15 protein-coding genes and 1 tRNA gene are annotated in these 22850 nt (G+C 70.4%); 10 read left to right on the top strand and 6 right to left on the bottom strand.

Going from position 1 to position 22850, the window contains the following annotated elements:
• The first annotated feature begins 587 nt into the window (after positions 1-587).
• The 4 genes from ABVB68_RS27620 to drmB are packed head-to-tail and all read left to right on the top strand — an operon-like array spanning position 588 to position 12374.
• Positions 588-5351 carry a DEAD/DEAH box helicase gene (locus tag ABVB68_RS27620; RefSeq protein WP_353603862.1) on the top strand — a complete coding sequence of 1588 codons (4764 nt, stop codon included), beginning with the start codon at positions 588-590 and terminating at the stop codon, positions 5349-5351.
• Complete coding sequence (locus tag ABVB68_RS27615) at positions 5348-7261, top strand: UvrD-helicase domain-containing protein (protein ID WP_353603861.1); 1914 nt, start codon at positions 5348-5350, stop codon at positions 7259-7261. Before ABVB68_RS27620 ends, ABVB68_RS27615 begins: the two co-directional genes overlap by 4 nt.
• Positions 7258-10506, top strand: a complete 3249-nt coding sequence (locus ABVB68_RS27610) for a helicase-related protein (RefSeq protein ID WP_353603860.1) — start codon at positions 7258-7260, stop codon at positions 10504-10506. The genes ABVB68_RS27615 and ABVB68_RS27610 overlap by 4 nt, the downstream gene beginning before the upstream one ends.
• Positions 10503-12374 carry a DrmB family protein gene (gene drmB, locus ABVB68_RS27605; RefSeq protein ID WP_353603859.1) on the top strand — a complete coding sequence of 624 codons (1872 nt, stop codon included), beginning with the start codon at positions 10503-10505 and terminating at the stop codon, positions 12372-12374. The genes ABVB68_RS27610 and drmB overlap by 4 nt, the downstream gene beginning before the upstream one ends.
• A gap of 206 nt (positions 12375-12580) precedes the next feature.
• Here the strand turns inward: drmB and ABVB68_RS27600 are convergent, their stop codons facing one another.
• A complete protein-coding gene (locus tag ABVB68_RS27600) occupies positions 12581-13078 on the bottom strand; it encodes a DUF2267 domain-containing protein (protein WP_353603858.1) in 498 nt (165 codons plus the stop codon).
• Positions 13079-13474: 396 nt separating this feature from the next.
• On the opposite strand from ABVB68_RS27600, the gene ABVB68_RS27595 reads away from it, so the two are divergent.
• Entirely contained in the window at positions 13475-13777 is a 303-nt protein-coding gene (locus ABVB68_RS27595; protein ID WP_353603857.1) for a hypothetical protein, read from the top strand.
• 29 nt (positions 13778-13806) lie between these two features.
• Here the strand turns inward: ABVB68_RS27595 and ABVB68_RS27590 are convergent, their stop codons facing one another.
• Positions 13807-14778 carry a GlxA family transcriptional regulator gene (locus ABVB68_RS27590; protein WP_353603856.1) on the bottom strand — a complete coding sequence of 324 codons (972 nt, stop codon included), beginning with the start codon at positions 14776-14778 and terminating at the stop codon, positions 13807-13809.
• Positions 14779-15076: 298 nt separating this feature from the next.
• Here ABVB68_RS27590 and ABVB68_RS27585 point away from each other — a divergent pair, with 298 nt between their 5' ends.
• Positions 15077-15526 (top strand): hypothetical protein, encoded by a 450-nt coding sequence (locus ABVB68_RS27585; protein WP_353603855.1) that lies wholly within the window; start codon positions 15077-15079, stop codon positions 15524-15526.
• 27 nt (positions 15527-15553) lie between these two features.
• Here the strand turns inward: ABVB68_RS27585 and ABVB68_RS27580 are convergent, their stop codons facing one another.
• On the bottom strand, positions 15554-17125 hold the full coding sequence (locus ABVB68_RS27580; RefSeq protein WP_353603854.1) for an MFS transporter: 1572 nt from the start codon (positions 17123-17125) through the stop codon (positions 15554-15556).
• A 254-nt stretch (positions 17126-17379) separates the two neighbouring features.
• Positions 17380-18912 carry a DUF445 domain-containing protein gene (locus ABVB68_RS27575; protein ID WP_503006285.1) on the bottom strand — a complete coding sequence of 511 codons (1533 nt, stop codon included), beginning with the start codon at positions 18910-18912 and terminating at the stop codon, positions 17380-17382.
• Positions 18913-19109: 197 nt separating this feature from the next.
• Here ABVB68_RS27575 and ABVB68_RS27570 point away from each other — a divergent pair, with 197 nt between their 5' ends.
• Together ABVB68_RS27570 and rdgB are read left to right on the top strand one after the other, a co-directional pair.
• A complete protein-coding gene (locus tag ABVB68_RS27570; protein WP_353603852.1) occupies positions 19110-20474 on the top strand; it encodes an SGNH/GDSL hydrolase family protein in 1365 nt (454 codons plus the stop codon).
• Between the two features lie 64 nt (positions 20475-20538).
• Positions 20539-21141 carry an RdgB/HAM1 family non-canonical purine NTP pyrophosphatase gene (rdgB, locus tag ABVB68_RS27565; RefSeq protein ID WP_353603851.1) on the top strand — a complete coding sequence of 201 codons (603 nt, stop codon included), beginning with the start codon at positions 20539-20541 and terminating at the stop codon, positions 21139-21141.
• Between the two features lie 4 nt (positions 21142-21145).
• Here the strand turns inward: rdgB and ABVB68_RS27560 are convergent.
• A tRNA-Leu gene (locus tag ABVB68_RS27560) sits at positions 21146-21232 on the bottom strand.
• A 39-nt stretch (positions 21233-21271) separates the two neighbouring features.
• Positions 21272-21739 (bottom strand): thioredoxin-dependent thiol peroxidase, encoded by a 468-nt coding sequence (gene bcp, locus ABVB68_RS27555; protein ID WP_353603850.1) that lies wholly within the window; start codon positions 21737-21739, stop codon positions 21272-21274.
• 93 nt (positions 21740-21832) lie between these two features.
• Between bcp and ABVB68_RS27550 the strand changes: the two genes are divergently transcribed.
• Positions 21833-22162, top strand: a complete 330-nt coding sequence (locus ABVB68_RS27550; RefSeq protein ID WP_353603849.1) for a DUF3618 domain-containing protein — start codon at positions 21833-21835, stop codon at positions 22160-22162.
• A gap of 100 nt (positions 22163-22262) precedes the next feature.
• A complete protein-coding gene (locus ABVB68_RS27545) occupies positions 22263-22565 on the top strand; it encodes a GroES family chaperonin (protein ID WP_143638545.1) in 303 nt (100 codons plus the stop codon).
• The last annotated feature ends 285 nt before the right edge of the window (positions 22566-22850 follow it).

Here is a 22850-nt window from a genome sequence, read left to right as displayed (position 1 = left end):
GGTCACCTGCTCTCGGGTCCTTGCTCCGCTTGCGTCGTACGACGAGGTCACCATACCCAACACGTTTGACACCGCGCCCACTGTCAAACGTTCTTTGACAGCGATCGCGACCATCCGGATGTGATTCTCACCGAACCGGCCTCCCATTGCCCCCAATTGTCCGTTTCTTCTCTACGCAAAGCCTTCGTAAGACTCTTGCGGATCTTCACCGCGAGCCGATAGCGTCTCGCCTCAGCGGCCCCCCACCCGCCTCGGAAGAAACAATTCTCCGACGCCCTGGTAGAAGTGTGCCGTCCTCCGCCTCGCCGCATTCCCGATGGCATACATGCAACGGCCTGCTGTAAATATTTTGCACGCCTGCTCCGGTCTCCTTCGGACTCAGAAGCATGGTCAATGATTTCCTCTCGTGAAGACGCACCTCCCGCCTTATCGACATCCCCGGCGCGAAGCCGAGGCTCCCTTCCCGTAGCGGCTTCCGTACGCCTTCGGAACCGTTGTGACCACGACCGCTTCCGATTCATCACCTGCACCGTGTTGCGGTCTCGTCTCCCCTTCCCATCAGGTCCCTCGCCTCGGATCGGAGTCCCGTGTCTCCCGAACTGAACCCCGTGCTGAAGACGGTCATCGATCAGTCCTCCCGCGTTCTGAGGACGTATGCCGTGGATCCAGGCCTCGTTCCGGAGCATGCGAACGGAGAAAGACGGATCACCCAGGGCGGATATGGCGACCGGCAGCTTTTCGAACTCGTCCAGAACGCCGCCGACGAAATCGCCGCCGAGCCCGGCGGAACCGTGCATGTCGTACTCACGGACACCTATCTTTACTGCGCGAACGAGGGAACGCCGGTCCGCCCCGAAGGGGCCGAGACGATCCTGCGGATGAGCATGTCGCGGAAGCGCGGCGGCCAGATCGGACGCTTCGGTGTCGGTGTGAAGTCCGTGCTCGTCGTGACCGATGCGCCGCAATTCTTCAGCCGCACCGGCTGCTTCGGATTCGATCGTGATTGGGCGTACGAACGGATCCGTTCCATTCCCGAGGTCAGGGCACGGCTCGGTGACGAGTTCGAGGCTCCGGTACTGCGCATGGCCCGCGAGCTGGACGAGTCCGTCGAGCGGGCCGCCGATCCGGTCCTGGACGAACTCCTGGGCTGGGCCACCACCGTCGTCCGTCTCCCGCTGCTCGACGGTGCCGCCGATCGACTCGGTCATGACATGCACGGCGGCAGGCATTCGACCGACGGCCGGGAAGAATTTCCTGTCGGCTTCCAACTCTTCTCACCGCACGTGGCCACGGTGGTCATGGAGGACCGTCGTCCGCGCCCTGTCGTACGGCGCACTCTCACGGTCGAACGCGACCAGGAACTGCACACCGTGCGGGAGGAGCGGCCCGGGCGGCATCCCTCGATCAACCATTGGCGCGTGTTCACTCTGACCCACACGCCGACCGACACGGCCCGCGCGAGCGCCGGCGAGCTGCACGACCGGGTCTCCCTGGACATCTCGTGGGCGGTACGTGCGTACGAGAAGGACACCACCACGGGTCTCATGGCCTCCGCCAAGGGGCGGGGCAGGTTCTGGTCGTTCTTCCCGACCAAGTACGAGATGACCCTGAGCGGAATCCTCAATGGGGCCTGGAAGACCAACGAGGACCGACAGAACCTGCTGGACTCCTCCCCGTTCAACCAGGAGATGATCCGGGTGGCGGCCCAACTCGTGGTCGAATCGCTGCCCGAGTTGGCTCCGCCCGAGGACCCGGGCGCATACCTTCCGCTCCTCCCCGGTCGTCCTCGCGAGTCCGAGACGGTCAGCTGGGCCGACCGCCATCTCACGGAATCGATCTGGGAGGCGACCGTCCACCGCCCCTCGCTGCCCGACCAGGACGGTCGACTCAGGGTGCCGCGCGATCTGAGCATCCATCCGTCACTCGGCAAGGACAACAAGGCACAGCTCCGCTGGCTGACCATGTGGAGCTCCTGTCCCGGTCGGCCGACGAACTGGCTGCACCCGTCGGCGGAGGCCACCGACCTTCGGGCCGGCAAGGTGGAGCACGTCCTCAAGGCCGCGAGGCGTGAACGCGCCTCGGTACGAGAGTGGTTGGAGGCCCTCGTCGCCGACGGCAGTGCCGAGGCGTCCGCCACCGCCGTCCGGATCGTCGCCGACATGGTGCAGTCGTCCTCCGCGCACGCGAAGGAGGCCCGTACCGCACGTGTCGTGCTGACGGAGGAACACGGATTGGTCGCGCCGGTCGTCGGCAAGGTGTTCCGCCGCACCGACCAGGACGGGCTGCCCGAGACCCTCGTGTACGTCGACGCCGCTCTGTCCGACGACCCGTCGCTCGCCGGTGCCCTCACCGTCCTCGGCATCCGCGACGCCGACGTACGCGGTCGCTTCATCAGCGTCCTGGAACAGGGCTTCACCTCGTACGGTCCGGAGGAGTGGACCCGATTCTGGGAGCTGTTCCACCAGGCCGGCAGCAGTCACCTGTCGCACGAGGTGGTCCAGCGCGTGCCCGTCCCGAAGGCGATGTTGTACGTGCGCACCGCGGGCGGCGGTTTCCGTCCGATGCGGGACTGCCTGCTGCCCGGCCCGGTCGTTTCGGTGGACTCGGACCCGTCCGTCGCCGTCGACACCCGGTTCCACTCGGACGACATGGCGTTCTTCCGGGAGGTCGGGTTGCGCGACCGGCCCACGGCGGGACACCGCCCCGAGGGTGAATCCTGGTTCGAAGAGTATCGGGAGGTCATGCACAAGGCGTACTGCGCGACCCTGCCCGATCAGGCCTCCCGCCCCACCCTCGCCCGCATCAAGCTGGAGGGCGCGGCCATCGGCGGGCCGTTGCACCTGCTGCCAGGACTTTCGAACGAGGCCCGTGCGAATTTTCTGAAGGTCCTCTCCGACGACGCGCTCGTCGACAACTGGACGTTGCAGGTGGGCTCCCAGGTCGGCACCCGTAGGGCGGTCGCCTCGCCGATGCGCTGGATGCTCAAGCGGCACGGTCTCGTGCCGACCTCGCAGGGAGTGCGCCCTGTCGGCGAGGCGGTCGGTCCGCAGCTCGCCGGATACAGCGACGTGTTGCCGGTGGCACAGATCAGTGCCGAGAAGGCACGGAAGCTCCGTCTGGCCATGACGGTCGAAGAGGTGCCCGACTCGTTCTGGGACCAGCTCCTGGGCAAGCTCCAGCACAGCGAGGACGACGTGTTCGTCGGCAACACCTACGTACTCCTGACCCGCTTGGAGGTACCGTTCCCGGACGACTCGCTCACCCGGTGCCGGATCGGCGACGAATGGGGCACGCGACCCGACGGCGAGATCGCTGTCGCTGCCTCGCAGGCGGAGTACCGGGCGCTGCGCACCGAGGGGCTGCCGGCGCTCCTGGCCCCGTCGGCCGAGGACGCGGCGCTCCTCGTCAAGCAGTGGGGGATGCTCCCCTACGCCGATGTGATCAGCCGTGAGACCCGGCACGAGCCCGCCGGTGAGCCCGTCCCGCTCAAGGAGGCCTATCCCACCCTGCGCCAGCTGCACGGTGCCCAGGTGGACCAGTACTGGTTGCAGCGGTGCAAGGTTCTCGAAGAGGTGACGCGCACCCCCAACGGCATGCGCCCCGAGACCCTCGACAGCAGCCTGCAGGGGTCCACGGTCCTGGTGCTCGAGCCGGCCGACAGGCTCGAGGCCCTGATGGCCGTGGACCGGCAACTCCGCTGGCGCATGGGCGAGCCCGGATGCCGCAAGGTTCTGGAGGCGCAGCAGCGGCAGGAAGAGGACCAGCGGGTCAAGGGCGCGCTGAAGTCCGTACGCGAGGCCGACGACGTGGTGACCAAGCTCCTGCTGCTGCTCGGCGCCGAGTCGTTGCGCGACCGCCTTCCGGCCGGTCTGATGGACGGGGAGCGTGCGGAGAACGGTGGAGCCGAGCCCGACGGCTACCGCATCGCGCAGATGGCGTTCAACGCGCACGGAGACAGCGTCCTGCAGGTGCACACCCGTGACCTGCAGGGCCTGTACCCGACCCATGCCCCGTCGTCGTTCACGGGTGCCTCCACCGCGGTGGCGTTCGTGGCGGATCTCCGATTCCCGGACGCCTTCGCCGGATTCCGGGCGCCGTCCTTGGAGTCCCGGATCGACGTGGACGGACCGCGACACTTTCCGCGACTGCATGACTACCAGGAACGGCTGGCCGCCAATGTCTTCGCCATGCTGGACCGGATGGTCCCGCAGCGCGGCATGCTGTCCCTGCCGACCGGCGCCGGCAAGACGCGTGTGACGGCCGAGGCGGTCATCCGCTGGGTGAAGCAGGTGGGGCGGCTCGACGGGCCTATCCTGTGGATCGCCCAGACCGAGGAGCTGTGCGAGCAGGCCGTCCAGAGTTGGAAGTTCGTCTGGGAGAAGGTCGGTGCCGAGTCGCCGTTGGCGATCAACCGGTTGTGGTCGACGAACGAGGCCGGACCGGTCACCGACCGACCGCAGCTGGTGGTCGCCACGGACGCCAAACTCCAGCAGCCCAACTGCCTTGCCGCCGACGCCTACGGTTGGCTGCGTGATGCCGCCCTCGTCATCGTCGACGAGGCCCACACCGCCATCACCCGCCGCTACACCGAGATCCTGACACACCTGGGCCTGACGGCCTCCCGCACCGAACGCCATCTCCTGGGGCTCACCGCGACGCCGTTCCGGAACACCAACCAGGACGAGACACGCCGGCTGATCAACCGTTTCGGTGGCCGGCGTCTGGACGAGGGTGTCTTCGCGGGCGGGGACGCTTACGCGGAGCTGCAGCGACTCGGCATGTTGGCGCAGGTCGAACACCGCGTCCTGCAGGGCGGCACGATCACCCTGAAGCCCGAGGAGAAGGAGCGGGCGGAGCAGTTGAGCATCCTGTCGAGGGCGGCCGAACAGCGCCTGGCCGACGACCACGACCGCAACGCGCGCATTCTGGCCGAGATCTCTGACATGCCGGACAGCTGGCCGGTCCTCGTGTTCGCAACGTCCGTCGACCACGCCAAATACCTGGCGGCGAAACTCCGTGACCGCAACATCACCGCCTCCGCCGTCGACTCCACCACCTCGCCCCACGACCGTCGCCGGCGCATCGACGACTTCCGGGCGGGCCGCACACGGGTCCTCACCAACTATGGAGTCCTCACCCAGGGCTTCGACGCCCCCGCGACCCGGGCTGTCGTCGTCGCCCGCCCGGTGTACAGCCCCAACGTCTACCAGCAGATGATCGGGCGTGGTCTGCGCGGCCCTTACAACGGTGGCAAGGACACCTGCCTGATCCTCAACGTGCGTGACAACATCGAGAACTTCGACACCGCCCTGGCCTTCACCCAGTTCGAGCATTTGTGGAGCAGCAAGTGACGGACACCTACGGCGACAGCCCGCCGCTCACCGAGGAGCAGCAGGCTGTCGTCGATCTTCCCTGGGACACCCGCCTCCTGGTCACGGCCGGGGCGGGTTCCGGCAAGACCCACACGGTGGTACGGCGGCTGGACGCCTTGGTGGGCCACGAGGATCCGGAGGAGGCGCTGGAGGCGGGCGAGGTCCTTGTGCTGAGCTTCTCCCGCGCCACCGTCCGTGAGCTGCGGGACCGGATCGCCCGACATGGCGACCGAGCTCGTCGGGTGCGCGTCCAGACCTTCGACTCGTGGGCCTACCAGTTGCTCACCCATGCCTACCCCGACGAGGAGTGGGCGGCTCACAGCTTCGAAGAGCGCATCCGTGCGGCCGCTGCCGCGATCGAGAAGGGAGCGGTGGAGGCCGGCGAGCTCGGTGCGCCTTCACACGTGGTGATCGACGAGGCGCAGGACCTAGTGGGCGACCGTCGGGACCTGGTCGAGACCCTGCTCGACCGCTTCCAGCGCTCGTGCGGCTTCACCGTGGTCGGTGACTCCGCCCAAGGCATCTACGGCTTCCAGGTAGAGGATCCGAAGGAGCGGGCCGGGGAGACGGACCGGTTCTTCGCCTGGTTGCGGACGTCGTACGACGACCTGGTCGAGCTCAGCCTGACCGAGAACTTCCGGGCGAGGACCCCGGAGGCCCGTACCGCTCTCGCCCTCGGCTCGCGCCTGCAGAACTTGGCTGCCCAACCGGACGGGCAGAAGGCTACGGCCGCCCGGCTCCACGCCGAACTGCGTGACCGGCTGCTCGAGCTGCCGAACCTCGGGGACCTGGCTGACGGGTTCACCTTGGAGGCGTTGAAGGTGTACCCGGGCACCTGCGCGATCCTGACCCGCGACAACCGTCAGGCCCTGGCCGTATCGGAACTCCTGCACCAGCACGGAGTGGACCACACGCTGAAACGCTCGCTGCAGGACCGGCCCGTCCCGTACTGGGTGGCCGAACTGTTGCGCAGGAGCGAGTCGTCGACGCTCACGGAGACGCGCTTCCTGGAACTGCTCGCCCCCATCCCGCGGCTGTCCGGTGCGGAGCCTGAGCGCTGCTGGCGATCACTGCGTGCCGCCACCCGGCGTACCGGCCGCGGCCTCGTCGATGTCACCGCCGTACGACGTCTGGTGGCCGAGGGCCGTTTCCCCGACGAGCTGGGCGATCCGGAGTCGGCTCGGCTGATCGTCTCGACCGTTCATCGGGCCAAGGGCCTGGAGTACGACCGGGTGCTACTGCTGTCTCCGCCGTCCGTCGCGGAGCTGCGGAAGTCGCACGAGGATCTCGATGTGCCGGCCGAGGCACGGGCTCTCTACGTGGCCATGACGCGGGCCCGTGAGGACCTGTACCACGTGTCGGGCCCCGACACCTCTCGTATACGACGCCATCGCCCCACCGGGCGCTGGTACCTGGGCGGCTGGAAGAAGTTCGAGCGGTACGGCATCCAGGCCATGCCCGGAGACGTGCACCGCGAGGAGGCGCCCGGCACGCACGGAGCGGACACCTCCGCGGTGGAGACGCAGACCTACCTGCTGGAACAGGTATGCCCCGGCGACGCCGTGACGCTTCGCAGACGTCATCCGTTCCCCCTCGGCCCGGACCAGAGCCCGCCGTACGACCTGGTGCATCGCGACCGACCGATCGGCGAGGTCTCCGAGCGATTCCGTCGAGACCTGCACGCAGTGGAGATGATCACGCGCTCGTGGGACGTCACCTGGCCCGCCGAGATTGTCGGCCTACGGGTGGAGATGCTGGAGACGGTCGCGGGCAGCACGGCGGCCGGGGCCAACGCCGGTCTCGGCGGCAACGGTGTGTGGATAGCCCCACGGATCACCGGAATCGGAAGGTATCGACGCGGCGAGCGCGCCGGAAAGGAACAGGCATGACGCACGGGAAGAGCCCGCACGCCGAGCACTACCGGGTCCGTGACGAACTGGTGGCCCGGCTGCGCCGCGAGCTCCTCGGACCGGACAGAGAGTCGGGGGACGACCCGGTCGAGGTCCTCACCCTGGACGCGCCGATCACCCGCTACCCCATCGGGGTGCTGTTTCCCAGGGCCGCCGACCGCGAGGCCCACCGGCGGCTGACGGAGGACGCCGAGCAGGTGGAGGGCCTTGACGCGGCTCCCCTCCTCAGCAACGACAGTCGCGAGGAGACCGACGGGGGCGCAGCGCCGCCCGTCTCCAGCGAGCGACGCCCGTCCACCATGGGCCTCACCTTCGCCGTGGCTCCCAAGATCAGCACCGAGATCGTGATCTCCGCGCGAGCCGCCGTCTACGACCCCGTGGATGCCGAGGGCCGTCCGGTGTCCGCCCGGCGTGCGGAGGCCAGAACCACCGTGGACCAACGGGAGCACTGGCGGCGACGGGAACTCGACCTGCCGGACACCCGTGTCGACGTCACTCGGCCGGGCACTCTCGACCCGGTCCCCGTTCTCGCCGACGGGGTACAGCTCCACGTCCTCGTACGACCGGTCAGCGCGTCTTCCGGCACCGTGACGGTCACCGTCACCCTCATCAACGCGCACGTCGTGGGCGAGCGGGAACTCCAGGACGCCTTCGCCCTGTTCCAGCCGAGCCTGCGGGTCAGGGCGGCCAATGGCACGTCGGCCTTCGTCGAGCGTCCCGCCGCTCTGTCCGCCGTCGACTCGGAGTCGGCCACGAGCCGCTTGTTGTACCGTCACGCGCCGACGTTCGCGGTGGGCCACGGCTGCTCCGCGCACTGGGCCTGGACTCCGCCGCAGGTAGGTTTGACCGACATAGAAGATGCCGCCATCGATGAGATCCGCTCCACGTTCGTGCCCACCCACGAGGTGTTGCTGACCGACTCCAACCCGGAGATCGACAGCTCGGCGCTCGGCATGCTAGGCCTCGCCGAGCGTCCCACCGCCGACGTTCTCGCCGCGCTGCAAGGGCTGGCCGACGGCTACGAGCAGTGGGTCGAGGCCAAGGCCGCCGAGGTCGCCGCTCTCGCCGGGACCGTCTACGGGGAGCCGGCGCAGGTACAGCTCGACGCCTGTCGGGAAGCCCTCGGACGAATGCGTGCGGGCATCCTGCTCCTGGCGGACAAGCCGGAGGTCATGCAGGCCTTCCGGCTGGCCAACCGGGCCATGGCGGAGCAGCGGGCCCGCAGCGCGTGGGTGAAGGCAGGCCGCCAAGGCGCGCCCGACCTCGCCGTTCAGCGGTGGCGGCCGTTCCAGATCGCGTTCATGTTGCTCTGCCTGTCCGGAATCGACGACCGGGACCACCCCGACCGCAAGATCTCGGACCTGCTCTGGTTCCCTACCGGTGGTGGCAAGACCGAGGCCTACCTCGGTCTGATCGCCTTCACCACGTTCCTGCGCCGGCTGCGCCGGGGGGCCGACGGCGGGGGCGTCACCGTACTGATGCGCTACACGCTGCGCCTGCTCACCCTTCAGCAGTTCGAACGTGGCACGATCCTGATCTGCGCGATGGAGCTGATGCGCCGGGCAGACCCCGGCCGCCTGGGCGACGAGGGCATCTCCATCGGCATGTGGGTCGGCAGGTCGGCCACGCCGAACGACCTGAAGACGGCCGCCGAGAAGTTGGTGAAGCTCCGCAGAGGGCAGAGCCTGCAGACCGAGAATCCGGTGCAGCTCCACGCCTGTCCTTGGTGCGGCACGGCGATGGACGCGCACAATTACGCGGTGGACGAGGACGACGTCCGCATGGACGTACGCTGCTCCGGTCACGACTGCGAGTTCGCCCAGGGCCTTCCGGTGCACCTGGTGGACCAGACCGTCTACGCGGCCCGCCCGACGCTCGTCATCGCCACGGTCGACAAGTTCGCCTCCATGCCATGGCGCGAGCAGACCGCGGCTCTGTTCAACCGGGACCGTCTCGGTGACGTGACTCCGCCCCCCGAGCTGATCGTCCAGGACGAACTCCACCTCATATCCGGTCCATTGGGCACATTGACCGGTCTGTACGAGACGGCCGTCGACGCACTTGCCGAGCGGCCGAAGGTGATCGCCTCCACGGCGACCATCCGTCGGGCGGTCGACCAGGGACGCAATCTCTTCGACCGGGACGTACGCCAGTTCCCCCCGGCCGGTCTCGACGCGCGGGACTCCTGGTTCGCGGTGGAGACCGACCGCAACGCCAAGGCCAGCCGCCGCTACGTGGGGCTGCTCGCCCCCGGAACAAGCCAGTCGACCTTGCTCATCCGCACCTACGCGGCCCTGCTCCACCAGGCCATGTGCGCGGATACGACGGACGACGTCCGGGACGCCTATTGGACGTTGGTGGGCTACTTCAACAGCCTCCGCCTGTTGTCGGCCGCCGAACTCCAGGTGAACGACGACGTCGAGGACTATCTCCGGCTCCTCGCCGAACGCGACGGCACCGAAGTACGCCCGTCCAACCGCTACTCGGAGTTGACGAGCCGGGTCGACGCGAGTCTGATACCCGCACGGCTCAAGGAGATCGAGAAACGCCTCCCGGATCCCGACGTCCGCGACGTCCTACTGGCCACCAACATGATCGCCGTCGGTGTCGACGTCGACCGTCTGGGCCTGATGGCTGTGATGGGACAGCCTCAGACCACAGCCGAATACATCCAGGCCACCAGCCGGGTGGGCCGTGCCCACCCCGGCCTGGTCGCCGTGATGCTCAACGCCACCCGTCCCCGCGACCGTTCGCACTACGAGAACTTCCTGCGCTACCACTCCGCGCTCTACCGAGAGGTGGAGTCGACATCCGTGACACCGTTCTCCGACCGTTCGCGCTACCGGGGACTGCATGCCGTGGTCGTGGCCCTGGCCCGCATTCTCATCCCCGAGGCCCGAGCGAACGATGCGGCCGGTCGGATCGACGCGTTCGTGGATCGCTTGCACACCGAGATCAAACCGTTGCTGACGGAACGCGTCTCCCACGTCGATCCCGATGAGTTGCAGGACACCTCCGACGCCTTCGACGAGTTCGTCGAATGGTGGCGGACCACGGCGCGCGGCTACGGGAGACTGCTGTACGAGCCCCGTCGCGGCAACCCGACCCCCGCCCTGCTCAAGCCGTACGACGACGAGTCCGACAGTGCGAGCCCCTGGTCCACCCTGTGGAGCCTGCGCGATGTCGACGCCGAGTCCGCTCTGTTCCTGGAGGCCTCTCGATGACCCCACCCCCCGCCCCGCGCCGCCGTCGCGGCGACGGTGCGTCGACAGCGCGCCGCCTGGCTCTCCCGCGCCGTGGTGCGGTCCGTCGCTCACAGATGATCACCACGTACGGCGTCGGCTCACTCGTCGCCGTCGACAACGAGTCGTTCATCGTCTCGGGCATCGACGACGCCCATCGGAGCTGGTCCCTCGATGAAGCACCGATCGTCCACGAACACCGTCTTGCCCGAGTCCTGGGAGTGAGCCACTTCCGACTGCCCCCCGCCTCCGAGGACACGAGCAAGGACGGCGTGCGCGTCCGCCGGTTCCCCCTCTGGCACTCGTGTCCGCAGTGCCAGGCTCTTCAGCACGTCCGGGACTTCAACCCTCCCGTCGGCAAGAACATCTGCACCGACTGCGACGACGAGCCACTTGTGCCGTCCCGATTCGTCGTGGCCTGCGAGGACGGACATCTCGACGACTTCCCCTACTGGAAGTGGCTGCACCGCAAGAACCGCGAAGAAGGCGTCACCGGACGCTGTGGCGGGCGGATGAGCATGCGCTTCTCCGGACGGAGCGCCTCGCTGCGTTCCATCATCGTCTCGTGCTCCTGCGGGGTGCCCGAGGTATCGATGGAAGGCGCCTTCCGTCGGTCGGCCCTGAGCGACCTCGGCGTGCGCTGCGAGGGAAGGCGGCCTTGGCTCGAGAACGCGCCCGCCGGGTCCTGCACCCAGGCGCCCCGCACGCTCCAGCGCGGTTCGTCGGCGGTCTGGCAGCCGGTGCTGAAGTCGGCCCTGTCCATTCCTCCGTGGAGCGACGGTCTCGCCGACAAGTTGGCGGACCACTGGGAGAATCTGAGGTCTCTCTCGTCCCGCGAGAAGATCGAGATCTACCTCATGGGAGCATTCCGGGACGACACCTCGATCTCGGTCGACGCGGTCATGGAACTGCTGGAAGCGGAGGCGCAGGAGGATCCGGCGGACCAGGAAGGCGGCTCGGACACGGCCGGGGCGAGCCGCTACCAGGCTTTGCGTCAGCAGGAGTACGAGCGACTCGCCTCCGGCAACGTGTCGGAGAGCAAGGGACGCGACGAGCAGTTCGTATGTGAGCCTCCGCTCTCGGACCCCGCAGTCCTTGCCCCCTTGGGCGTCGGGAAGCCGATGCTGGTCAAGCGCCTGCGCGAGGTGCGAGCGCTCAAGGCGTTCACCCGTATCGCCGACCCGGAGACCAGCTCGGACGGGCACGAGGCCGCCCTCTCGCTGACACCGACCGGCTGGCTTCCGGCCATGGAGGTGCACGGCGAGGGCGTCTTCGTACGCCTGGACGAGGACCGGCTCGACGACTGGGCGGCCTCCGTCGCAGTGGCCGCCCGCGTGGAGCGCATGCGTACGAACCACGATCGCATGCTGCGGGAACGGGCTTCCGACCCCACCGAGGCGCCGTCATCGCCCGCCACACCCCGCCTGGTACTGCTGCACACGCTTGCGCACGTACTGATCAACGAGTGGAGTCTGGAGGCCGGCTACCCCGCCTCGGCTCTGCGGGAGCGCCTGTACACGGAGGCTCCCATGGCCGGCTTCCTCGTCTACACGGCGACCAGCGACTCCGCCGGCAGTCTCGGCGGTGTGGTGGCGCAGGGTGAGCCGAAGCGCCTCGCCGGCGCCCTTCGATCCGCACTGCTGCGGGCCACGTGGTGCTCAGCCGACCCGCTGTGCATCGAGGCGTCGTCCTCCGGTGTCGGGGGCGCCAACATGGCCGCGTGCCATGCGTGCGCGATGCTGCCGGAGACCAGCTGCGAACACAACAACATCCTGTTGGACCGCGCGCTGCTCATCGGCACTCCGGAGGACCCTCAAGTGGGCTTCTTCGCCGACGTGTCGGTGCACTGACGTCCGGCGGCAGGACATGTGTGCGGGGCCGGGCAGTTCCGCACAGGCCTCACGGGGGTGACTCGCTGTGCGAGCAATGGAGCGGCCGACCTCGAGCGGCGGATGAGCGTCGGCTGACCTGACAGGAGACCCCAGGAGGTCGGTCGCCTGTGCGGACGGGCGCCGCGGTGGGTGTGCGGCGCCCGACGGGGTGGGGTGGCGTGGGGTCAGGCCGCCTGGGACAGTTCCGCGCGGCCGAACAGGAGGGCGTAGCCCGGGGGGAGCTGGGTGAGGATGCGGGTCGTCAGGGGCTCGCCCAGCTGGTCGGAGAGCACGCTCAGTACCGAGCTGACGTCCCAGCGGGCCGTGGCCGGCGTCGAACCCTCGATGCGCGTCGCGGCCGACTCCACGAACTCCCGTGCCGTCACGGAATGGACTGCCGGGACCTGGGACGCGATCATCCGGCCCGCCTCCTGGGGCAGGGCCTGGGCGAGCGCCACCCGTTCGTCGCCGGTCACGTGACCGCCCAGGACGGAGAGGACGATACGGGTGATGCGTTCCGCCTCCGCTCTCGTCGCGTACTGGCCCGCCTCGCGTACCGCGTCCGCCAGCTGCAGCCAGCCCGCGTCCTCGGCTACGTCCTGGGCACGGGGCCGCGGGGACGGAGACGGGGACAGGGACGAAGCGGGGATGGTGGTTCTCGGCTGCGGGGTCGTCACGGTCATCGCGCTGGTTCCTCCTCCGGGGCACTTCAGGGCTCTTCGCGGCGCCGACAACCCGGTACCCCGTAATACGTCCGCCATGAGCGGCAGTTCGGCCAAAGTGCGGCATGTGGCGTGATGCGCCGCGTGTGGTCCCGCCTCCGCCGGGTCCCCTCTCCGCCGCGCGGCTCCCGCCGGACCCCTCCCCTCCGCACGCCTCCCGCCGGACCCCTCCCCTCCGCACGACTCTCGCCGGACGCTTCCCCTCCGTGGAGCTCCCGCCGACCCCCTCCCCTCCGCACGGCTCCCCAGGAACGCAGAAACCTGACAAGCCTCGACTCAAGTTCGGTCGGCTCGTCCGTCCTCGCGTTAACCTCAGGGGCAGATTTCTGGGTCGATACAGGGACATAGGAGGCAGTCATGGCCAGGGTTCCCAGCGCGGTCGTCGCCGCGAGTGGCCTCGTCGGTGGTTACGGCGTCGCCCGCTGGACGAAGAAGCGGCAGCTCGGCGGGGCCGTGCTGGCCGTCGCCGGAGCCGCCGCGGCGCAGCAGTGGCGTGCGCGGGCCGGCGGGAAGGCCGCGGGGGCGCTGACCGCCGCGTACGTCGCCGCGTTCGCCGGGTCCCATCCGCTGGCCAAGAAGGTCGGCGCCTGGCCGTCCGTCCTCGGCGTCGCCGGCGCCGTCGCCCTCGCCTCCTGGGCCGTCGCCGACCGGCACGCCTGACGGCCGGGGCCCCGGCCCCACGGTGCCGCTCAGTCGGCCGCGGCGGGCCGCCCCGGCGCCCGGAACGACTTCCGGTACGCCTGCGGGCTCGTCCCGGCCACCCGCCGGAACCGCTCGCGGAAGGCCGTGGGCGACCCGAACCCGGTCTGCACGGCGATGTGCTCGACGGTGTGGGACGTGGTCTCCAGCAGGTACTGGGCCCGCCGTACCCGCGCCCGGTGCAGCCACTGCAGCGGTGTCGTACCGGTCTGCTCGCGGAAACGGCGGTTGAGGGTGCGGGTGCTCATGCCCGCCCGCGCCGCGACCTCGTCCAGTGTCAGTTCACGGTCGCAGTGGTCCTCCAGCCACTGCAGCAGCGGCTCCAGGGTCGTGCCCGCCGGGGCCGGCGGCAGGGCGTGGACGATGAACTGAGCCTGACCGCCCTCCCGTTCCAGCGGCATCACCGACATCCGGGCCGCGTGCGCGGCGACCGCCGAGCCGAAGTCCTTCCGGATCATGTGGAGGCACATGTCCAGGGCCGCCGCCGCGCCCGCCGAGGTGAGGAACTGGCCGTTGTCGACGTACAGGACGTTCGGGTCGACGGTCACCTCCGGGTGGCGCTCGGCCAGGTCCCGGGCCGCGATCCAGTGGGTCGTCGCGCGCAGTCCGTCGAGCAGGCCCGTCGCCGCGAAGAGGAACGCGCCCACGCAGATGGACGCGATGCGCGTACCGTTCGCCGCCGCCGCGCGCAGCGCCTCCGGGACGCCGGGCGGCAGCGTCCGCGGCGGTTCCGCGACCCCCGGCAGGATGATCGTGTCGGCCTCGCCGAGCGCCTCGAGGCCGTAGGGCGCCCGCACCGTGAAGGCGCCCGCGCTCACGCTCCCGTCCTCGCGCGCCGAGCACACCCTCACCCGGTACGGCACCCTGCCGTCGGGCAGCAGCGCCCGGCCGAAGGTGTCGATCGGAGCGGACAGATCGAACGGGATGACCCCGTCCAGCGCCAGTACGGCCACGGTGTGCATGGCGGAATCGTAGGCGTACGACGGATTACCGCCAGCCGACGGTGCCCTTCCCGACCGTGCGGCCGGGAAGCCGTGCGGGCCCGGTGCCGGAAGACCCCGTCTCGGCCACGGCGAGCCGCGCGGCCGTGCACCGACCCGGACCGCGAGGTGACCCGGGCCGGCCGGGCGGGAGCCCACGCGTCCGGCCAGTCACGATGAGGTGGCCGTCACGGGGCCGAGGTGCGCCTGGCGAGAATCCGTCGCACCCTGGCACTCCCGCCACTTCTCCAAGATCGCCCCGGCTCCTACCGTCACCGGCGTGACCAAGTTCCTCCTCGTCGTGCACGTCCTCGCCGCGATCGTCGCCGTCGGTCCCGTCACCGTTGCCGCGAGCATGTTCCCGCCCGCAGCGCGCCGGGCCCTCGCCGCGCCCGACGACACCGGTGCCGCCGGGACCCTGCGGATGCTGCACCGGATCTGCCGGGTGTACGCCGTCGCCGGTGTCGTCGTCCCGGTCTTCGGGTTCGCCACCGCGAGCCGGATGGGCGTGCTCGGCGACGTCTGGCTGATCGCGTCCATCGTCCTGACGGCCCTCGCCGTCCTGGTCCTCGGCGCGTTGGTGCTGCCGGCGCAGACCGCGCTGGTCGAGGGCGGCGGCACGGTACGGCGGACCGCGCGCCTCGCCATGTTCACGGGGCTTTTCAACCTGCTGTGGGCCGGCGTGACCGTACTGATGATCGTGCGGCCCGGCTCCACCACAGGCGCATGACGGGCGGGGCCGCCGCGTGTGGTGCCCTCACGGCGTACTCGCCGCCGGCGGGACCGTCGGACCCTGCTGGCCCGGGCCCTTGCCCGGTGCCGGGCGGGTCGGCCGGGCCTTCTTCGTCGCCGCCCTGGCCCGGCCCGCCGCCGCGGTGAGCGGGCGTGCGATGTCCTCCAGGGAGCGGCGTTCGGCGTTCACCGCGAGGAAGGCCGCCACCAGGCCCGCCGCGCACATCAGTGCCGCGCCGATCGAGAAGGCGAGGACCGTGTCGCGGACCTTGCCCGTGCCCGTGAGGTCGGCGAACAGCAGCGGGCCGCTGATGCCGCCGGCCGCGGTGCCGAGGGCGTAGAAGAAGGCGATGGACATCGCCCGCGTCTCCATCGGGAAGATCTCCGACACCGTCAGATAGGCGCTGGAGGCACCGGCCGAGGCGAAGAACAGCACGACGCACCAGCAGGCCGTGAGGGTGCCCGCGCTCAGCGAGCCCCGGTCGAACAGCCAGGCCGTGCCGAACAGCAGCAGACCCGAGAGCAGGTACGTCGAGGAGATCATCACCCGGCGGCCGACCGTGTCGAACAGCTTGCCCAGCAGCAGCGGGCCGAAGAAGTTGCCGACCGCGATCACCGCGAAGTAGTAGCCGGTGTGGTCGGCCGGCACGTCGTAGAACTTGGTGAGGATCGCGCCGAAGCCGAAGGTGATCGCGTTGTACAGGAACGCCTGGCCGATGAAGAGGGAGAAACCGAGCACCGCGCGCTTGCGGTACTGGCCGAAGACGGTGCCGGCGATCTCCTTGAAGGTGACGCTCTTGCGCTGGTGGATCTCCAGTTCGCCCTGCGGCTCGGGGAGCGGTTCGCCCCGCTCCTGCTCGATCTGCCGCTCGATGCCCTGGACGATCTCCTCCGCTTCGCGGTCCCTGCCGTGGATCAGCAGCCAGCGCGGGCTCTCCGGGACGTGCCGGCGCACCAGCAGGATGACCAGGGCGAGTACGGTGCCCAGGGCGAAGGTGAGCCGCCAGCCGACGTTCGCGGCCAGCAGGTCGGTGTTCAGCGCGAGGATCGACAGCAGCGAACCGCCGACGGCGCCCAGCCAGAAGCTGCCGTTGATGATCAGGTCGACCCGGCCGCGGTAGCTCGCCGGGATCAGCTCGTCGATCGCGGAGTTGATCGCCGCGTACTCGCCGCCGATGCCGAAGCCGGTCAGGAAGCGGAACAGGAAGAACCACCAGGCTTCCCAGGAGACGGCCGTCATGGCCGTCGCCGCCAGGTACACCGCCAGGGTGATCATGAAGAGCTTCTTGCGGCCGAACCGGTCGGTCAGCCGTCCCCAGAACAGGGCTCCGCTGCAGGCGCCCGCCACGTACAGGGCGGCGGCGATGCCGGTGACCTGGCCGGAGGTGATCGACAGGCCGCTGCCGGGCTCGGACAGCCGGCTGGCGATGTTGCCGACGACCGTGACCTCCAGGCCGTCGAGGATCCAGACGGTGCCGAGACCGATCACGATCGTCCAGTGCCACCGGGACCAGGGCAGGCGATCGAGTCGGGCGGGAATGTTGGTCGTGATGGTCCGGCCGGTCTCCGGCGACGGCGCTGCGGCTGCTGTGCTCATGGGCTCCCTCCTCCGCGAAGGACTGCTGTCGGGTGCCCGGACCTTGCCGGAATAGGCCGGTCGGCCGACCGGAGCCCCCACGAGACGCTGCCGACCACCCGCCCGGAGCCTCCACGAGACCCTGCCGGCCACCCGCCCGGAGCCCCCACAAGCGGCTGCCGGCCACCCGCCCCGAGCCCCCACAAGCGGCCGCCGACCACCCGACCCGAGCCCCCACAAGCGGCCGCCGACCAGCCCATCCGGGGCCGTGCCGGTCAGCCGCCCAGCCCCCGCGAGACGCTGTAGATCAGCAGTCCCGCCAGGGATCCCACCACCGTGCCGTTGATCCGGATGAACTGCAGGTCGCGGCCGATGTGCGCCTCGATCTTGCGGGTCGTGTGCTCGGCGTCCCAGCTCGCCACCGTGTCCGTGATCAGGGAGGTGATCTCCTTGCGGTACGTCGTCACGACGTGCACCGCCGCGCCCTCCAGCCAGCTGTCGACCTTCTCCTGCACCTTCGGCTCGGTCGCCATCCGCGCGCCCAGGGACAGCAGGGCGGCGCGCACCCGCTGCCGCAGCTCGCTGCGCTCGTCCTCGGCCGCCGCCACGATCATGGACCGGACGGCCGTCCACGCGGACGCGATCAGGTCCTGCACCTCGCCCCGGCCCAGCACCTCGCCCTTGAGCCGCTCCACCCGCGCCCGCGTGTCCGTGTCGGACTGCAGGTCGGAGGCGAAGTCGGTGAGGAACCGGTCCAGCGCGCCGCGCGCCGGATGGGACGGCATGTCCCGCATCTCGGTGACGAACCGCAGCAACTCCCGGTAGACCCGGTCCCCGACCTTCCTGTCGACGAAGCGCGGGGTCCAGCCGGGTGCGCCGCCCTCCACGGCGACCATCACGTCACCCCGGTGCAGCACCAGCCAGTCGTGCGCGCGGGCCACCACCAGATCGACCACACGCCGGTGCCCGCCGTCGGCGACGACCTTGTCCAGCATCTTGCCGATGCCCGGCGCGATCTCCTGCGCTTCGGCGCGCCGCGTGATCGCCTCCCCGACGACCGCCTGCACATCGGAGTCCCGCAGGACCGTCAGCGCGCCCCGCAGGGCGGTCGCCAGCTCCGCCGTCACCCGGTCCGCGTGCTCCGGTTCCGCCAGCCAGGCGCCCAGCCGGCTGCCGATGCCGACCGAGCGCAGCCGCTGCCGTACGACGTCCTCGGACAGGAAGTTCTCCCCGACGAACTCGCCGAGGGAGATGCCCAGCTGGTCCTTCTTGGTGGGGATGATCGCGGTGTGCGGGATGGGCAGCCCCAGGGGGTGCCGGAAGAGCGCCGTGACCGCGAACCAGTCCGCGAGCGCGCCGACCATGCCCGCCTCGGCGGCCGCGGCCACATAGCCCGCCCAGGCTCCGGCGCCCTCGTGCGCGGCCAGCTCGGCCAGGGCGTAGACGACCGCCACGAACAGCAGCATCGCGGTCGCGGTGAGCTTCATGCGCCGCACGCCCGCCTGGCGCTCCTCGTCCGCCGGGGTGAAGGCCGTCATGGTCCGGTACGACGCTCCCCGCGCCGCCGCGCCCGCCGCCCCCGAAGCGCCCGCCGCGCCGGAGGCTCCCCCGCCCGGGGCACCCGTGACACCCGGGGCACCCGTCCCCGGCACACCCGTCCTCCGGGCACCCGTCTCCGGCGCACCCGTCCTCGGCGCCCCGGAGTCCCGTGCCCGGGGCCCGCGCGCTCCGGAGTCCCGTGCCCCGGACTCCCGCCTTCCGCTCTGTCCTGCCACGGTCTCCGGTGTTCCCGTATCGGTCGGTTCCATCAGCTCCACCCGTTCGGTGATCCCGCACACAATTGTCCCTTCCCGACCGACTCCCGGAACGGATCAGGAGTTCCCGGCGTCTGTCTGGACGGGGGATTCTGGGCAGGTCCCTGTCAGGGCCGCCCGGCCCATGACGCATCACGGGCCCATCTGATCGGAGCCCCGGGCTCCCATCTGCCGAGGAGAACGACAAAAGCGTGACCAGGCGTCATGACGCAGGCGCGGGGGTGTCCCCCGCAGGACACGGTGTGGTGCTGGGCGCGCTCGTCGCACTCGTGATCGCACTGTCCGCCACCATCCACGTCACCGTGGCCGCCGGCGACGGCGCCCCTCGCGGGGCCCTCGCCGACAACCGCCCCCACCACCACCCCTCCGCCGCCCCCGCCTCCACCGGCAGCTGGGTCGGCGCCTGGGCCACCGCCCCCGTCGGTGGTGAACCGGGAACCGAGGCCGAGGGCCTGGCGGGCCGGTCGGTCCGCAACGTCGTGCACGCGGCCGTCGGTGGTACGAGTGCCCGGATCACGCTGTCCAATCTCTACGGCCAGTCACCGCTGGTCGTCACGCACGCCTCCCTCGCCCTCGCGGCGGGAGACGGCACCCCCGCCGCCGACGCGCGATCGATGCGGCGGCTCAGCTTCGACGGCAGCGCCCGGGTGGTCATACCCGCCGGCGGACAGGCCGTCAGCGACGCGGTGCGCGTGATCGTGCCGCGCGGCGGCGACGTACTGGTCACCACCTACTCCCCCACCCCGTCCGGGCCCGTTACCTACCACCCGCGCGCCCGGCAGATCTCCTACGTCGCCGACGGCGACCGCACCGAGGACACCACCGGCGCTCCGTACACCCGGCAGACCCCCTACTGGCGCTACCTGACGGCCCTGGACGTCCTCAGCAACGAGGCCGACGGCACCGTCGTGGCCTTCGGCGACTCCCTCACCGACGGCGTCACCTCCACCGTCGGCGCCAACCGCCGCTGGCCGGACGTCCTCGCCGGACGGCTGCGCACCGCGCTCGAAGACGGCCGGCAACTGCCCCGCTACAGCGTCGTGAACGCGGGCATCAGCGGCAACCAGCTCCTCGCGGACGGCCTGGGCCGGCCCGCGGAGAACCAGAGCGGCCTCGGCCGCTTCGGCCGCGACGCGCTGTCCCGCACCGACGTCAAGGCCGTCGTCATCGACCTCGGCATCAACGACATCCTGCGCAACCCGCGGCTCGCCGACCCCGACCGGATCACCGCCGGCCTGCGCACCCTCGTCCGCCAGGCGCACTACCGCGGCCTGAAGGCCGTCGGGGCCACCCTGATGCCCTTCGAGGGCCGCCCCGGCTGGACACCTGCCCGGGAGGCGGTACGGCAGCAGGTCAACGCGCGGATCAGGGCCGGCCTCGTCTACGACGCGGTCGTCGACTTCGACAAGGCGCTGCGCGACCCGTACGACCCCCGCCGCCTGCGCCCCGCGTACGACTCCGGTGACCATCTGCACCCCAGCGACCTGGGCTTCGCCAGGATGGCCGAGGTCTTCGACCTGGACCTGCTGAAGGGCGCGGGCCAGGCACAGCTGTGACCGGGCCGGCCACCGGGGCCGGGCCGGGGCGTACGGGGGGTGCGCGGGCAGGAATACTGGCCGCATGACGCGCTTGATCCTCGCCACCCGCAACGCCGGAAAGATCACCGAGCTGAGGGCGATCCTCGCCGAAGCAGGCCTGCCGCACGAGCTGATCGGTGCCGACGCCTACCCGGACATCCCCGACGTCAGGGAGACCGGCGTCACCTTCGCCGAGAACGCCCTCCTGAAGGCCCACGCGCTCGCCCGGGCGACGGGCCTGCCGGCGGTCGCCGACGACTCCGGCCTCTGCGTCGACGTCCTGAACGGCGCCCCCGGCATCTTCTCCGCCCGCTGGGCCGGCCGCCACGGCGACGACAAGGCCAACCTCGACCTGCTCCTCGCCCAGCTCTCCGACATCGCGGAGGAACACCGCGGCGCCTACTTCGCCTGCGCGGCCGCCCTGGCCCTGCCCGACGGCACGGAACGGGTGGTCGAGGGCCGGCTGCCCGGGATCCTGCGGCACGCCCCCGCCGGTACGAACGGCTTCGGCTACGACCCGGTCCTCCAGCCGGAGGGCGAGAGCCGGACCTGCGCCGAGCTGACGCCCGAGGAGAAGAACGCGATCAGCCACCGGGGCAAGGCGTTCCGGGCGCTGGTGCCGGTGGTGCGGGAACTGATCGGCTGAACTCTGGTGCGGCCGGAGGGACTCGAACCCTCACGGGAGTTACCCCACTGGGACCTAAACCCAGCGTGACTGCCAATTCCACCACGGCCGCCTGCTGCTGCCCGGCCATGCTAGCGGCCGGGCAGCGGGCTCAGATGCCCAGATCCTTGATGATCTTGGCCACGTGGCCGGTGGCGCGGACGTTGTACAGGGCCCGTTCGACCTTGCCCTCCTCGTCCACGACGACCGTGGAGCGGATGACGCCGAGATACGTCTTGCCGTAGTTCTTCTTCTCGCCGTAGGCGGCGTACGCCTCGGTGACCTTCTTGTCCGGGTCGGCGAGCAGCGTGACCTCCAGGGACTCCTGGTCGCGGAACTTCGCCAGCTTCTCCGGGGAGTCCGGGGAGATGCCGATGACGTCGTAGCCGGCGCCGGCCAGGAGGGCGAGGTTGTCCGTGAAGTCGCATGCCTGCTTGGTGCAGCCCGGGGTGAGGGCGGCGGGGTAGAAGTAGACGATGACCTTGCGGCCCCTGTGGTCCGCCAGGGAGACCTCGTTGCCGTCGGCGTCGGGGAGTGTGAAGGCGGGGGCCACGTCCCCCGGCTGAAGTCGCTCGCTCATCGGGCCAGCGTAACCGGGGGGCCTTGCGGTGCGGTGCGGCCAGGAGCTGACAGACTGTCCGGAACAGCATCAGCAGACTTCGGAGGCCGAACGGTGGCGGACACGTCGGACACCAGAACCCCGGCGCAGATCGAGGCGGACATCAGGCGCCGCCGTGACGTGCTGGCCGAGACGCTCGACGAGATCGGGGTGCGGGTGCACCCGAAGACGATCGTGGGAGACGCCAAGGCAAAGGTCGTCGCCAACGTCGATCACACGGTCGGACGGGCGTACGTGCAGGTCAACCGGGCGCTGACCGAGGTCCGCGCGCAGTTCGTCGACGAGGAGGGCGCACTGCGGATGGAGCGGGTCGTACCGGTCGCGCTGCTCGCCGTCGGTGTCCTCGGGCTGTTCGCCGTGGGCAGCCGGCGGCGCAAGGGCTGACCCGGGACCGGACGGGCGGCGCGAAGACAGGTAGGTTCGAGGCGTGAGCGCCAACAGAAACCAGCACAGCATCCCCCAGCACGACAAGCTCCCCATCCGGATGCTGCACGACCGGGTTCTCGTCAAGCAGGAGACCGGCGAGGGCGAGCGGCGGTCGGGGGGCGGCATCCTGATCCCCGCCACCGCGGCGGTCGGGCGTCGGCTGGCCTGGGCCGAGGTCGTCGCGGTCGGCCAGAACGTACGGACGGTGGAGCCGGGCGACCGGGTCCTGTTCGACCCGGAGGACCGGGCCGAGGTCGAGGTGCGGGGTGTGGCGTACGTGCTCATGCGCGAGCGGGATCTGCACGCGGTGGCCGCGGACCGCTTCGAGGGGTCGGAGGACTCCACGGGGCTGTACCTCTGACGCGCGGCCGTACCTCTGACGCGGGGCCGTGTCCCTGACGGGCTGCGTCCCTGATGTGGGGCCGTGGCCCGGGCTGAGGGCCGCGGCGCTGCTTCCGGGCGGTCGCGGCCGTCGATCGAACGGCCGAGAGGGCCGGTGACCGTCGTCACCGGCCCTCTTCGTCGTTCCGCTACGGGCCGCCCGCGCCCGTGTCCGTGCCCGCCGGTGGTGCCGCTGCCCGGCCGGAGTCATTCGCTCTGCCGCCGCACGAGCCGGCAGGGCAGGCCGGCGGCCGGGCGCCCGGTG

This window comes from Streptomyces sp. NPDC096012, assembly GCF_040426375.1.
Lineage (GTDB): Bacteria > Actinomycetota > Actinomycetes > Streptomycetales > Streptomycetaceae > Streptomyces.
Note: the sequence above shows the minus strand (reverse complement) of the source record. Positions and strands in the feature narration are given on the sequence as shown.